11 protein-coding genes are annotated in these 14,509 nt (G+C 60.1%); 5 read left to right on the top strand and 6 right to left on the bottom strand.

Translation table 11 applies throughout. From position 1 onward, the window contains the following. The first annotated feature begins 3 nt into the window (after positions 1-3). The 4 genes from ACYU8T_RS04200 to ACYU8T_RS04185 all read left to right on the top strand — a co-directional run bounded on the left by ACYU8T_RS04200 (position 4) and on the right by ACYU8T_RS04185 (position 4,441). On the top strand, positions 4-1,197 hold the full coding sequence (locus tag ACYU8T_RS04200) for an IS91 family transposase (RefSeq protein ID WP_461158597.1): 1,194 nt from the start codon (positions 4-6) through the stop codon (positions 1,195-1,197). A gap of 630 nt (positions 1,198-1,827) precedes the next feature. After that, complete coding sequence (locus ACYU8T_RS04195) at positions 1,828-2,763, top strand: hypothetical protein (RefSeq protein ID WP_461158596.1); 936 nt, start codon at positions 1,828-1,830, stop codon at positions 2,761-2,763. Positions 2,764-2,789: 26 nt separating this feature from the next. Then, positions 2,790-3,575: a hypothetical protein gene (locus ACYU8T_RS04190; RefSeq protein WP_461158595.1), complete on the top strand. Its 786-nt coding sequence runs from the start codon at positions 2,790-2,792 to the stop codon at positions 3,573-3,575. Beyond that, a complete protein-coding gene (locus ACYU8T_RS04185; RefSeq protein WP_461158594.1) occupies positions 3,572-4,441 on the top strand; it encodes a restriction endonuclease in 870 nt (289 codons plus the stop codon). Before ACYU8T_RS04190 ends, ACYU8T_RS04185 begins: the two co-directional genes overlap by 4 nt. A gap of 454 nt (positions 4,442-4,895) precedes the next feature. On the opposite strand, the gene istB is transcribed toward ACYU8T_RS04185, so the two are convergent. From istB to ACYU8T_RS04170, 3 genes are all read right to left on the bottom strand, one after another. Then, entirely contained in the window at positions 4,896-5,630 is a 735-nt protein-coding gene (istB, locus tag ACYU8T_RS04180; protein WP_461158593.1) for an IS21-like element helper ATPase IstB, read from the bottom strand. Then, complete coding sequence (istA, locus tag ACYU8T_RS04175; protein ID WP_461158592.1) at positions 5,563-7,128, bottom strand: IS21 family transposase; 1,566 nt, start codon at positions 7,126-7,128, stop codon at positions 5,563-5,565. The genes istB and istA overlap by 68 nt, the downstream gene beginning before the upstream one ends. Positions 7,129-7,901: 773 nt before the next feature. Beyond that, entirely contained in the window at positions 7,902-10,337 is a 2,436-nt protein-coding gene (locus tag ACYU8T_RS04170) for a TonB-dependent receptor (RefSeq protein ID WP_461158591.1), read from the bottom strand. 480 nt (positions 10,338-10,817) lie between these two features. Here ACYU8T_RS04170 and ACYU8T_RS04165 point away from each other — a divergent pair, with 480 nt between their 5' ends. Next, positions 10,818-11,723 carry a phytanoyl-CoA dioxygenase family protein gene (locus ACYU8T_RS04165; RefSeq protein WP_461158590.1) on the top strand — a complete coding sequence of 302 codons (906 nt, stop codon included), beginning with the start codon at positions 10,818-10,820 and terminating at the stop codon, positions 11,721-11,723. Positions 11,724-11,849: 126 nt separating this feature from the next. Here the strand turns inward: ACYU8T_RS04165 and ACYU8T_RS04160 are convergent, their stop codons facing one another. The 3 genes from ACYU8T_RS04160 to ACYU8T_RS04150 all read right to left on the bottom strand — a co-directional run bounded on the left by ACYU8T_RS04160 (position 11,850) and on the right by ACYU8T_RS04150 (position 14,381). After that, positions 11,850-12,035 (bottom strand): hypothetical protein, encoded by a 186-nt coding sequence (locus ACYU8T_RS04160; protein WP_461158589.1) that lies wholly within the window; start codon positions 12,033-12,035, stop codon positions 11,850-11,852. A gap of 271 nt (positions 12,036-12,306) precedes the next feature. Next, a complete protein-coding gene (locus ACYU8T_RS04155; RefSeq protein ID WP_247230943.1) occupies positions 12,307-13,611 on the bottom strand; it encodes an NtaA/DmoA family FMN-dependent monooxygenase in 1,305 nt (434 codons plus the stop codon). A 41-nt stretch (positions 13,612-13,652) separates the two neighbouring features. Next, positions 13,653-14,381 carry a hypothetical protein gene (locus ACYU8T_RS04150; RefSeq protein ID WP_247230942.1) on the bottom strand — a complete coding sequence of 243 codons (729 nt, stop codon included), beginning with the start codon at positions 14,379-14,381 and terminating at the stop codon, positions 13,653-13,655. Positions 14,382-14,509: the final 128 nt, after the last annotated feature.

Here is a 14,509-nt window from a genome sequence, read left to right as displayed (position 1 = left end):
CCCGTGCGCGCCTCGCTCGAGGTCGCTGATATCTTCCGCAGCGCTGGGCCCGCGTATCGTGCAGCCCACGCCGGGCATCTCAGCCTCGGCCAGCTCAAGGTCATGGCGGCCATCGAGAACTGCCGCACCGCCGCGCTAGGCGGTCACGTCGAGGCTTGCGACGACTGCGGGCATTGGCGGATCGCCTACAACTCGTGTCGCAATCGGCACTGTCCCAAGTGCCAGGGCGCCGCCGCGCGCACTTGGCTGGCCGCGCGTGAAGCCGACCTGCTGCCGGTCGGCTACTTCCACGTCGTGTTCACGCTGCCTGCGGAGATCGCGGATATCGCCTGGCAGAACAAGGCGGTGGTCTATGACGTCCTCTTCCGCGCGGCTGCGGACACGATGCTGACCATCGCCGCCGATCCCAGGCACCTCGGCGTGCGGGTCGGCATCACTGCTGTCTTGCACACCTGGGGATCGGCACTGACCCACCACCCGCATGTGCACATGATCGTGCCCGGTGGCGGCATCGCGCTCGACGGCACACGCTGGATCTCGTCGCGCCCCGCCTTCCTGCTGCCGGTGCGGGTGCTCGGGGCGTTGTTCCGCCGGCTGTTCCTAACCCGGCTGCTCGCGTTGTTCGATGCTGGCAAGCTGGCCTTCTTTAGCACCTTGGCGGCCCTTGCGACACGCAAGGCCTTCCTGCGGTATCTGTCGCCGATCCGGAAGAAGCGCTGGGTGGTCTATGCCAAGCCACCTTTTGCCGGGCCGCAGGCGGTACTGGCCTATCTCTCGCGCTATACTCACCGCGTTGCCATCTCGAACCGGCGGCTTATCGCCTTCGACGAGGACGGCGTGACGTTCCGCTATAAGGATTACCGTCGCGACGTGGCCGAACGCCAGCAGGTCATGACGCTGGCAACCGACGAGTTCATCCGCCGCTTCCTGATCCACGTCCTGCCACGCGGCTTCCACCGCATCCGTCACTATGGCCTGCTCGCCAGTTCGACGCACAAGGATGCCATGGCGCTGGCCCGCAGGCTGCTGGGCGTCGCTGCGCCGATCGTGGAACCCGAACCTGACGAACCTCCCAGCCATCGCCCGCCATGCCCATGTTGCGGCGGGCACATGACCATCATCGAAACCTTCGCCCGCTGGTGCCAACCGCGCGCACCACCAGCGCCAGCATTCCCGACCCGGAGACATGCGCCATGATCCGGCATGGCTCACCCTGCACGACGGTCACACCCATGGTGTCTTGGCCGACGATGCAGCGCATGCCCATCCCAGAACTGAGCCAGGTGCAGGGCACACCGGCCAGCAAGACCGACCTCGCTTGCAATCTGATACCACACCAAATTACGTCGATCGGGCCAACAGGGGCACTTCCGGATCGGCAGCGCTCACCCGCCAGAACCATCCCAAAGCTCATTTACCCATAGACCAGGGCGTGGGGCCCGCGGGTTCCTGCACTGGAGGCTTTCGTACGCAAGCGCCCGAAACCCTTCACAAATCACGACATTTCGGGCCAATTCGCTGAAGTCGGCTGTTGTCCAAAGCTGACAACCCCGCTCAATCAGCCTCCCGCTCGACCGCAAAGATAAACTGATCTCACCGAGCTGGCCTTTGAATGCGATACTCCCATATCCGCTGGTGACACGAAGGGACGTTCGACGCGTAGTTGGGGAATGCCGGCTTTGACTTCACGTCGAGCGAGCCGCACCATCGCCGCTCGATCGGTAGCCACGCGCCAATCACGTAAGATTACTATTTCACGTGACTTGCATACTCACGCATTATAACCTATCTGCGCTGCATCAAGCTCTCGCGTGAAGGTGCGTTAGTATGGAATTCCGCTCCCCGACGGTCGCCGCTCAGCAGAACGCCAAGGCGATCAGCTACCTAACCAAGAGCCTCAACGATCCGGCGGCCGGCCGGCAGAGAGTCGAGGCGCTGATCAAGGAACTCGGCAACGCCACCGACTTCTTTCCCGACTGGCATCCCATCCTGACCGCTCCGCCCCGTCATCCCGGAGAGCACGTCGCCAGCCTTACAGAGTCTCCGACGTACCGAGAGCTTGACCACACGGTCGAATTCGTTCGCGGCTTTGTAACATGCCCCTATTCTGACGAAGGTGCCGACAAACTCGTCGACACGGTGCGAGCCGTCCCAGGACTTGACGCATACCGGCTTGAGGAACCCCTCTATTCTGATCAGGCGCACCCTGTTGTCGTGGTGGCGGTGAACGTCGAACTGGAGGCCGATGGGACGATTCGCAGCCGCGACGCCCTGACCTGGTTCGCCCAGCTGTCGGCCGCCGAGGCTGCAGGTGCACAGGTGGCGGAGACTTGGTGGAACATCCGCTCCAATATCCTCGGCGCCCCCCATGGATCGCGGTCGTCGCTGTTCGTGAACCAGCATACCGGCACTCACATGCGGAAGATCCTCGAAGCGATGAACGCCAGCGGCATGTTCGGTCCGATCAAGGAGTCATCGCTGGACATGCTGTCGAAGAAGAAGCGCGACGCAATCTGCCACACGCTCATCCGTACCGCGATCGACAAGTGGGACAAAGCGAGCCCCTCGTTCGATTTCGAGATGCGCGGGGAGACATGCAAGGCGTCGGTGCGTGACACCTGGGATGACCAGACGGAGATCTCTGTACGCGTAGAGATCGGCAAGTACGATCTGTACGTCTCGGGCTTTTACTACCTCGAGGATCAGCGGATCACCCATTCTGAGCCGCGCGGTCGACGCGACCTGGCCGAGAAGTTCCTGTGAGGCACGTTGGCGGCGACGCCCTTCCGATGGTCAACGACGGGGACGCCTCCAGGAAGATGCGCTTCCTCGACATCGACCTCGACGCCTTTCTGAATCACGTGGCGCATTGGCCGGAGGGCGGGCGTCTGGATGCAGAATCCTTCCACCCATGGGCAGAGGATAGGCTGCGCGAGTTTATGGAGCGCCAGTGCGGCCTGTCGCGCAGCGCGCCGATCGCCGGCTGGTTCGTCACCAACCACGACGGCGCGTTCGACGTCATGCGCAACATTGTCGAGGGCGGCAGCGGGCCGCTCGAAGTCGTCCACGTCGACGCGCACGCCGATCTCGGCATGGGCGATCCCTCTTGGGTGGACATGATCAAGCGCGTGGGTAGGCCGCTGGCGGACCGCCGCGAACCCGTCCGGGCTAGCGAAGGACTGAATCTGGGGAGCTGGCTCGCCTACGCCGTCGCCGCCGAGTTCATCTGCGACCTCACCTACGTGTATCCCAAGGGATGGGGGGACGACCTCCCGCCGATCTACTTTCCGAAAGGCGACAAGACAGCCGGCTATCTCGACATGAAGTCGTTCACCCGCGTCGGCCTACCCATGATGGGATCGTCGCCCGACTACCATGCACTCTGCGGGCTGGATCCCGACTTCGCCTTGCCGCCGGTGCCCTTCAGGATGCTCACCCTCGACGACTACACCGCCGCCGTGCCGTTCGATGTCGGTCTGCTGTGCCATTCCCCGGACTACACGCCGGAGACGTCGGATCGACTGATCCCGATCATTGGCGAATACATCCGTTTCAAGCCGGAGTCAGCCGCATGAGCAGCATCAAGACCGCCGAGCTCAATCTGATTGACGAGTTCCTCCGCGGCGAGAGCAAGGGATACGTTCTCGACTTCAGCAACCGCACGATGGGTGAATTCTTCCAGATCGAGTTCGACGTCGACCTGTATGGCGGGGATTACGAGACTGAAGGATCATCGAAGGCCAGCCACCTCCGCTGCTTCCTGAAGGCCGTGGACGATGCGACCGCCGCAAGAGCGCTCCGCCGGCTGAGCGAATACCGCAGCGCGATGAGGCGCAAGCCTCAGCAGGACACCTCCCCACTCGCCGAAGGGCAAGTGCTCGCGATCGTTAGCCGGCTGGAGAGCGGCGGCAACGTCAACGGCGCACCACCCGTTCCCGTGTTCAACCGGAAGGGCTTCGAGGCGCTACGTGACCAATTGAACGCGCTGTGGGAAATGGATCCACGCCCGCGCGGCTACGCCTTCGAGAAATATCTGAAGGTGCTGTTCGACACATTCGGCCTCAAGGCGCGCAGGCCCTTCAGCCTGATGGGTGAGCAGATCGACGGCAGCTTTGACCTGAAGCACGAGACCTACCTGCTCGAAGCCAAATGGCATCAGGACAGGATTGGATCGGACGAGCTGCGCAGCTTCCAGGGCAAGGTCGACGACAAGGCCGCCTGGACGCGCGGTCTCTTCGTCAGCTTCGGCGGCTTCACCGATGTCGGGCTAGCCGCCTTCGGCCGAGGCAAGAAGGTTATCTGCATGGACGGGAAGGATATGTACGAGGCGCTAGACCGCAACATCCCAATCGACATCGTGCTCGGACGGAAGGTTCGCCATGCCTCGGAGACCGGCCAGCCATTTGCACCGGTGGCCGACCTGTTTCCCACGGAGAGCTGAACGACGAGGATATCGGTCTGCCCGCTCAGCGGCGACGTCATAACTCGACTGATTGCTAAGCCGCGCGAACAAGCGCTGAACGTCGGCTTTTGACAAGAGCGGACGCTCAACCTTCTGCATGGGAACGACGAGTTTGTCCCAAGTGCCGCCTACCGATCGACCCTTCTTTGCCGCTCACCCTCGAATTTTACATGCTCAGGTACGGACGGTCAGCCAATTGAACTACGGCCCTCACAGCTGGCCGATAGGCGAATTTCCGGTCTGGAGCTGACCAACAGAGACAGCTGCCGTTCGGTTGCCTTTAATGTCAATCGGCACCGGATATTCACCCCTGATAAGCGCCCAACATTGACCCCCTGATAGTGTGCCAGGATCGTCGGCATGGGGGTGAGGCGGCGGAGGGCGTAGCCCGGAGCCGGCTCACCCCCATGCCGATGGCGTTTCTCCTGGCCTATCAGGCAGCTTCGCGGTTCTTGAAGCGCCAGCTCTCGTTACCGGTTTCGATGATATCGCAATGGTGCGTCAGCCGGTCGAGCAACGCGGTGGTCATCTTGGCGTCGCCGAACACCGAGGGCCATTCGCCGAACGCGAGGTTGGTGGTCACCATGATCGAGGTTTGCTCGTAGAGCCGGCTGACCAGGTGGAACAGCAACTGACCGCCAGACAGTGCGAACGGCAGATAGCCCAGCTCGTCGAGGATCACCAGGTCGAGCCGGGACAGATGATCGGCAATGCGCCCTGCTTTTCCGGCGCGGGTTTCAGCTTCGAGCCGGTTCACCAGGTCGATGGTGTTGTAATATCGGACCCTGGCGCCGGTGCGCACGCAGGAGCGCCCGATCGCAATGGCAAGGTGGGTTTTCCCGGTCCCGGTTCCTCCGGCCAGCACGGCATTGCGCTGGTTGGCCAGGAAGGCGCCGGTCGCCAGATCGCGCACCAGTCCCTCATTGATCGGCGTATCGGCAAAGTCGAACGCCGTAATTTCCTTGGCCAGCGGCAGCTTGGCGATCGTCATCTGATATTTGATCGAGCGCGCCTGTTTTTCGTCGATCTCGGCCTTCAGCAGATCGCCGACCACGCGGCTTGGGCCATGCTGTCGCTTTACCGCATCGGCGATCACCTCATCATAGGCGTGCCGCATGCCCGCGAGCTTGAGCGTCCCCATCATCTCCAGGATCTCGTGGCGTTCCATAGAACCTCCTCAGGCTATCGTAACGGGCGCAGTCGGCGACGGGCTCGTGATGAAGCCGGAGCGCCTCGGGCGTAGCGATGGTCAGCGGCGCCGATGGCTGGCGCTGACGGGTCAGGATATTGAGCACAACGTCGCGGCTGACGGTGCCACCGATCAGCGCCTCGGCGCAGGCGGCTTCCACGGCATCAAGCCCGTCGCTCAGGACCGCCGTCAGGATGCCGACCATCTGGCGGTCGCCATCAGCATGGCCACCAAGGCGGCGGCGTACCCGCTCGATTGCTGGCGGAAGCAACCAGTCCTTGAACGGCGCGCCGTTGCGCAGCGCGCCAGGCTTTCTCGCCAGCACAGGGACGTAATGCCAGGGATCATAGATCGTCTGCTCACGGCCGAACCGGCGGACATGTTCGCCGACTATCTCGCCTTCCTGCCGGATGACGACGCGATCGGCATAAGCATGGATGTCCACCGGTCGCCCCGCCGCCGATGCATGCACCGAGTATTTGTTATAGTCGAACCGCACCAGCAGCGTCTTTGATACCGACGCGGGCAGAGCGTGGAAGCCGTCGAACGGCCCGCGATAGGCGATCAGGGCGGGACGGTCCGCAGTCTCGAACACCTCCCAGACTGTGCGGTCCTTCAACTCGGGATGGGCGGCATGCTTCGACCGCGCCACACAGCGATCCTCCAGCCATGCGTTCATCTCGGCGTAGCTCCTGAACCGCAGCCGGGGTGTGAAGAAGCGTTCACGCACCAGGCCCACCTGATTCTCGACCTGGCCTTTCTCCCACCCCGATGCCGGCGTGCAGGCAACCGGCTCGACCAGATAATGTCCGCACATCTGCTGGAAGCGGCGATTATATTGCCGCTCGCGACCGGCAAAGATCGCATCGACCGCCGTCTTCATGTTGTCGTAGATGCCGCGCTGGCAGGCCCCGCCGAAGAAGGCAAACGCCTTGTCGTGCGCATCGAAGACCATCTCCTGGCTCTCGCGCGGATAGGCACGCACGTAAAACATCCGGCTATGACAAAGCCGCATGTGCGCGACCTTCACGGTGGTCGTCGCCCCGGCAATGACGACGATCTCATGGCTCCAGTCGAACTGGTAAGCTTCACCAGGTGCGAAGCTCAGCGGCACATAGGCTCCCGCCGTCACCGCTGAGCGCTCGCGATGCCAGTTTGCCGCGTACCGTCGGACCGCGTCATAGCCGCCACGATAGCCAAGACCCTGCAGCTCCTCGAACAACCTGACCATCGTCAGCCGCTCGCGCCGGGCCTTGCGGTCGTTCGCCTCCAGAAGCCTGTTCAGATCCGAAGCCCAAGGCCTCAACTTCGGCAAGGGCTGCACGCTGCGTTCGTATGTGAAAGCCGTCTCGCCCGAGCGCAGCACCTTGCGAACCGTATTCCGCGACACGCCAAGGTCTCGCACAATCTCCTTGATCGACTTGCCCTTAACAAAAAACTCGCGCCGGATGCGCGCTACCGTCTCCACGATCAGCATCTCCCACCCGCTCCCGCAGCAAAGTGCAAGAGCGTGAACCGCAATCGTTCAGGGGGTCAACTTTGGACGCCTATCACCCCAGAACTGGGGTCAACATTGCAGGCTTATTCACAGCCTTTAACCGATGCGCGAGGCAGCAACGCTGCCATTTAACGAATACAGATCGGATTCTAAACAGGCTTGTAATGCCAGCTTCAACGATAGCCATCTCGCCCTATGAAACAGAACAGCTTCACTAGCATAGGACCCTATACCGCTTATGCGCGGAATTCTCCAAAATGTGTCGGCTTTCATGAGCAGTTTCTTCCCGTCCCCAGTGGCGACGTTACCGCTGGCTGGCGCTCCAGCTACGTCACGACATCGGAAATCAGCACGGTCCATCGAAGCCCTGCGGCTCGCCGCACCATCGATTGTCCTGTTCAGCGGCGGCTGCGGACGCCCCATGTCAGCCTTATGGTAAAAATGACGAGATTCCGGTCGATTTCGGCATAAGCTGTCGGCCGGCCTTCGGGATCGTCATTACAGCCGGAACCAAGTTCGTCAGCGCGGTCGAGCGAGCCACGCAGCGCGCATCTTTACGATCATGTTTTGCTGACCCGCGCCGTTCGCCGTCTATACGGCCTCTCGAAGTTGGGAGCCAACTCCGGTTCACACAGAACTTCATACCGCAAGTTCTGTGTCGGCCGCCGTTGCCGCCGAATGCGTTTGCTCGGACAGGGGGCCGGATGACTGAGCCCCCTGTCCGATGAAGCAATGTCTGGATCATATCTGCCTTAGAAGGTGTAGCGGGCGCGAACCCCGTACATCCTCGGCTCACCATAGATGGTCGAATGATAGAGATAGGTATTGTACAGGTTCGGATTGCCGATCCGGTAGAGATTATTGGTCAGGTTAGTTGCGTAAAGACCCAGATCGAGGTTGCTGTTTGCGACCTTGCGCCAGTCTATCGAGAGGCTAAGCGTACCGAAACCTTCAAGTTCCTCGCCCGGCTCTGTTCCGGGTAGCGCCGTCGCCGCCGTATGTTGTGAAGATGTGTGGGAATAGCTCACGAACATCGCGAGCGTCCCAAGATCATTGGCAAGCGGTTGTTCGGCCGATACATGGAAGCTGTATGTGTAGGGTGCGACGCCGGTGAAGGGGACGCAACCCAGATCGACCGTCCCACCCGGAGCAATGAAGTTGCCGTTGCAGTCGAACGCCCCCAGGTTGGTAGTATATTCATAGCTATTATATTTGGCGTCTGTGTAGCTGAAATTGCCGCCAATCTCGACGCCGCGGAACGGCCGTATCGATCCTTCGACCTCGACGCCCTGAACGCGCGCAACGGCTCCCAGAATTTGCGCTCCCAGCAATGCTCCGTTTACATCGGGCGCAGCGCGCTGGATGTTCTTATAGTCCAGATAATAATAGCTGACGTTCAGGAGGCTGCCGACCCCGGCGATGTTGAAGTCGGACTTGAAGCCACCTTCATAAGAAGTGACCTTTTCAGGCTGGAACGTCCGCGTGTTTTCAAAGACGGCGTTGGTATTAATGCCACCTGCCTTATAGCCACGGCTGATCTTGCCGTAGAGCAGAAGGTCGGGAGACACCCGGTAATCGATACCCGCGGTCCAGGTTGGGGCGCCTGTCTTGAGCCTGGCGTTGAACTGGCACTCAGTGGGGTCTGTCACCACCGAACCGTCCGAACAGGAGAAGCTGCCGGGCGCCAGAGTGAGAGGTGTATAATAAGCGGCAGATCCGCTGATAGTGTCCCACGTATAGCGGTATCCACCGGTGATCTTCAGGCCATCGAGGCTGGGCGCGAATGCGCCGAAATCCAATGTGGCCTGGCCATAGAGCGCCTTCGACTTGGTCGTGATCGCATAGGTCAGGCGTTGCGAGTCACAGAAGCCGGTGAACGCGGCCGGGCAGAAGCCGTATACCGTTGCCCCCTGCGAGCCAGTGGGCCGTTGATCGAACAGGAAACCGCCAACCGTGAAGTTCAGCTTGCCGTCGAGCAGCTTGCCCTGAAGCTGCAGTTCCTCGGTTATCGTGCGGAATCGATCACGCGGGATCGTCGGCGCGGGCGGGAGATATTCGACCGGCGTTTCGTCGCCCGGCAGCGTCACCTGTCCCGAAGCCGGGAACCGGCGTGCGTCATATTCGTCCTGCTGGAAGATCGACGCATCATTGTCCACCGCGAAGCGCGTCTGAAACCGCTGATAGCTGATGATGTTGCGCAGCGTCAGGCTGTCGTTCAGATCCAGCGCGGACGTGTTGGTGATGCCCCACGTCTTTGTTTTCTGGTATGTATCGGTGCTGTAGGCCGTCTTACGGGGCCCGCGTTCCTCCGCCTCTGCCGCGGCAGCACGATAGACGTCGCAGGACGCGATCACGTCGGGAATGGTCGGGCCTTCCTGGCAGAAACCGTAGAGCTGCAACCCCTCGATATTGAAACTGCGATTGACTTGGCCGGTGCCGTTGTTGCTGGAATAGGCACCATAGGCCATCGTATAGTTTTCGAACGTCTCGGTGGGCCGGAGGACCAGGCCGAAACGCCCGGAATACCAGTGAAGGTCATCCCTGTCCTTGTTCCAGACGACATCATGGGTAAAGCCGTCGCGATCCTGATAGGCGCCGGTGACACGCAACAAAACCTTGTCGGACACGATCGGAATATTGAACGCACCTTCGAATTCGCGATTGTCATAGCTGCCGATCTTGGCCTGGGCATAGCCGCCGAAATCCGCCGTCGGCTTTTGCGGCACGAGCAGCACCGCGCCGCCCGTGGTGTTGCGGCCGAACAGCGTTCCCTGCGGTCCATTCAGGATCTGCATGCTCTGAAGGTCGACGAAATTACCGGGGCCGCCCTGCTGGTTCACCGAGATCGGCGACGGAAGAGGAACCTCGTTCAGATAGACTACGACGCCAGGTGACGCCTGCAAAGTGGCGCCCTGACCGCGGATCGTGAAGGACTGCGCCTCGCGCGAACCCTGGCCGCTCGTCCCGACGGTGAGCGACGGCACGGCACCCTGAAGGTCCTGGGACTGTGCAATCCCCTGCTGCTGCAGACGATCGGAGGAAAAGGCAGTGATCGAAATCGGGACGTCCTGGGCGCGCTCCTCCCGGCGCTGCGCGGTGACCACGATATCTGAAGAGCCATCGTCGGCAACCGCGGGCGGCGCGCTGGCCTCTGCCGACGTTTGCGCAATCGCCGCGCCCCCCAACATCATGGCTACCGATGTTGCGCAAAAAAGTCCTGATCGAACCGCCTTAGCTCGCAAGTACGCCATACCTTCTCCCCTTTAATTTACAAACGCGTGTTCCGTTGCGGACCTCAGTTGTAATCTGACGTTGTTATTGGCTTCTGTGCGGCTGCGCAGGGGCGATATTGCACCTTCTGCCATCGGTGTAATGGAGAGTGCCGCAAAGCAACCGGTTCCCGTTACCACCGCATAAAGCTTCTGAAGCTGATTGTTGAAGTTTTTCAACTGCTGTCAAGGCATTTGTGCACGTCATGGCTGAAGGCCGACGAAATGGCCTGGCGCGAGAGGTGTCTGAAACCCTCTCCTCCGAAATTGATCTTGACAAATGTTGAATTTTCTCAACTATCAGATTAAGCTAATCCACGGCAATTATGAGGCCCTTCGTATGGAGGGTTTGCAGACACGAAGCGGAGAATTGATATGGCAGTTGGCGACTCCCTCTCTATGGACGAATACAAACTGACCCTGGCGTCTCCAGAGAAGATCGTGCCACTCGATCCCAATCTGGTTCTGCCGAAACCAACGCCCGACCTTGAAACGGCCAAGGCCGATCTGAAAAGGGCTGGGTATGCCATCCTCACTGACGTGTTCCCGGAGGCCGTCGTGCGCACGGCGCGTCAGGTTCTCGCAGACGAGATCAAGCGTGAAGAGGCGATTGATCAAAGCCGGGTGAGCAAGTTCTTTGTCGATCCCGACGCCAAGAATCGTCGCCTTAATCGCTTACCCGATCGCCACGAGGTCTTCCGCCAGATTCTGGAACATCCTGTAGTGCTGGAATTAACGAAGCATATCCTCGGGCCAACGGTCCTTAACGAGAGCTATCTGGTGCATAGCGTGGATGCCAATGTCACGCGGCCGGGAAGCGGCGCGCAATTCATCCATCTCGACGCCAGCAACGGGGTGGGCCACCAGAAAGTCCCGAACCAGTCGCGGTTCATCTGGTGCCTTGACGAGTTCGCGGAGGAAAACGGTGCGACGCGCGTGGTGCCGGGCAGCCATCTCTGGAACTCCGAAATCGATAACTCAGGCGCGACGTCCTACGAGTCTGTTCCGGCCGAAGCACCGGCGGGCTCCCTCATCATCTACACCGATATGCTCTTGCACGGCACAGGCGCCAACATCTCCACAAACCGTGAGCGCGCGTCGATCAACTTCGGCCTGACGCCGCCCTGGTGCCGTCCTTCGATCAACTTTCCGCTCGTCCTCGACCCAGAGGTGATGAAGGACACGTCGCAAACGCTGCGCCAGTTGCTTGGATATAGCTCCGTGATGAACGGTGGAGACTATCCTTGGGAGAACGCGCCGGAGTCGATTCGCTCGCTCTGCGTGCCGCCGACAATCGCGTATTGAAGGCTCTTGTCATGAACACCTCGACGCGGCCACGAGCTGTGCCGAAGCGTTCATGACAGTGCCGCTGGTATGTCCATTAAACCCAGACCGTCCGCGCTGCGGAATATGCTGTGATCACAACGCCCATCATTGCATCTCCATGGTTTGAGGAGCAGTCAGGAGGATGTGATGTAGCTCCGTATTCCGTGCGGATGCGACAATGTACCGTATGGCCGCAATCCAGCGATTGCGGCCATAGGCGATCACTTTGGCTATCTCGGATTTGGGCGAAAGACGGCGCGTTGCATCGTCAAGTGCCATTGCGTCGATCAAGGGCTAAGTCCTGTTTGCTTCTCCCTCGGTTGTGATGTTGCCGGTCTCGAACCGCTGCCTCTAACTCATAGTGTTCGCCGATGTGCTCCAGAAGATCGGCGGTGAGCGATGTCGGCGGAGGCGCATGGATGTGAAATATCCAGCGCGGAAAATGAACGTCAATCTGGTTCAATCTTGACGTTCATTCTCTTGAAAGCAAATTCTCGACACGCTGCTTCATTAAAACAGCAAGTTTTACCTCTTATTGGATACGCTGCATATTGTGCCGGTCTTAAAACTCGCGCAAAATTTCACGCAGCGTAGTACCCGTATATTCCGTGCGGACGGCCCCGGCCTGCTGCAATGCCGGTATTAGTTCATCGACCAGCTGCGGAAGCTGACGATTATAGCCCGATCCTTCGATCAGGAATCCGTCGCCGCCAACCTCGTCCATGACCGCCATCATCTTCTCCGCGATCTGCTGCGGCGTGCCGCTGAAGTCCATGCCGCTCGCGCCCTGACCCATGGAGAACAGATCCCTGAGGGACTTGCCTTCCTCGCGCCCGGCCTTCTTCATGTGATCGAGCGCGCTGGTGTGTCCGCCCGCCACGATGTCCTGCGGAACGGGCCCATCGAGGTCGTACAGCGAGAAGTCGACATCCAGTGACGACGACGCCATGACGATGTTATGCTCGAATGATGCCTGCTTCTCAGCGTCGGTCATCTCCTGCTGCTCGACACCTTCGGGAAGGATATTGACGGGCGTCAGAAAGACAACCTTGATATCGTCCGGATTGCGCCCCTGCGCCTCGGCGCGGTTGCGGATGTCCTCACGATAGGCCTTCATGCCGGGAACACCGCCGGTCATCATGCCCAGCACGACTTCCGCATTCTTGGATGAAAACGCGCGCCCGCGTTCCGAAGCGCCGGCCTGGGCAAACACCGGATAGCCTTGGGGCGAGCGCACCGTGTTGAGCGGACCGCGCGAGCGGAAATGCTCGCCGACGAAATCGATGGTGTGGACCTTGGTGTGATCGACATAGACGCCGGTCTCGGTGTTCGCGACCAGGGCGCCTTCCTCCCACGAGTCCCACAGTTGCTTAACCAGATCGACATACTCGTCCGCAATATCATAGCGGACGGTGGGCGGTAGCAGTTTGTCCATGCCGAAGTTCAGGGCGGCGTTCTTCTCGCTCGACGTGACCATGTTCCAGCCAGCGCGTCCGCCCGTCAGCGAGTCCACGGTCGAGAGCAGCCGGGCGAGCAGATAGGGCGGGTAGAAAGTGGTGGACGCCGTCGCGATCAGGCCGATGTGCGACGTGTCCTGCGCCATCAGAGGGAGCAGCGGGAGGGGATCGAGCTTGGGCGCCAGGGTGGCGTTTTTCAGGTCGAGTTCCATGGAGCCTGCATATCTGTCGCCGACAATCGTAGTGTCTTCGAACAGGATAAAGTCGAACTTCGCCGCCTCCAGCATCCGGGCGAGCTCTTTATGATAAGATCCATCGATCCAGTTCGAGCCGAACTCCTTGCCGTCACCAGGCCAAGACGTCGCACCGAACTTCGTGAAATATCCAAGATGAAATTTTATGTGTCCCATGGCTATAATCTCCTTATATCATAATGAAGTAATGGCTATATTCAAAGCAGTGACAGAGCATCATCGACGCTGATTTTCCGAAATTTCTGGCGAATCATGCCATTATTCCAGCTATTCTCATGATGCGCTTTTGCAGTTTCTTTCTCGGTTTCGCTTACTTCGTTCACCCGGCTGCGTACGCGCTGGGCCAACCGTCTTGAGAAGAGCTGAATATCCGCATCTCCCGCATCGATGTAGCGCTCGATGTTATCAACAAGCGCCATGGGGTTCAGCGCCAGTTCGACGTCCTGACGCAAGCCGGGCTCTGACGACAGGATTGCGATATCCGCATCTCGCGCTCGTCCCCCGGCAGAGTAGGCGAAGCAGTGCCGAATGCGATCGCGCGCTGCTTCCGGCTCACTCCACGGAAATACCGATTGCGTTGGAGCGCCGTCTGGGACCGCCAGATGTGTTATGGCGCGATCGTTGATTGCCTCGATCAGCACTCCCGCATCCGCCGGAAGAAAGAGTTCACGGTGAGGCGTCACGTCAAAGCTTGAGAAGTCGCCATAGCGTCCACCAGAGTGGAAAAGATATATGTCCGCGTAATGCGGCTCCTTCCTACGGCCAGGGCGCACATCATAATAGGCGGTAGTTACCAGCTGCATCAGCATGCTGGCACCCAAGGCGCTCAAGGGCGAACGAAGAACGACGCCGAGGCGGTCTTCGGGGCGCCAGTCGAGCAAGGCGCGACTGTCCGCAACGTCGCCATCTATCTCGATTCTGAACATCGAGTCCTTCAGTGAGAAAGCGGTATGCATAGGCTGCCTTTCATCACCCCCCGGCCTGTATCCTGCCAGCTGCCTGCCGACGTCCTAGGGATGTTTGCCTTCCGCGCATTATGTACGGATAGTATTCA

This window comes from Sphingobium sp. TomMM35A (assembly GCF_054771735.1).
Note: the sequence above shows the minus strand (reverse complement) of the source record. Positions and strands in the feature narration are given on the sequence as shown.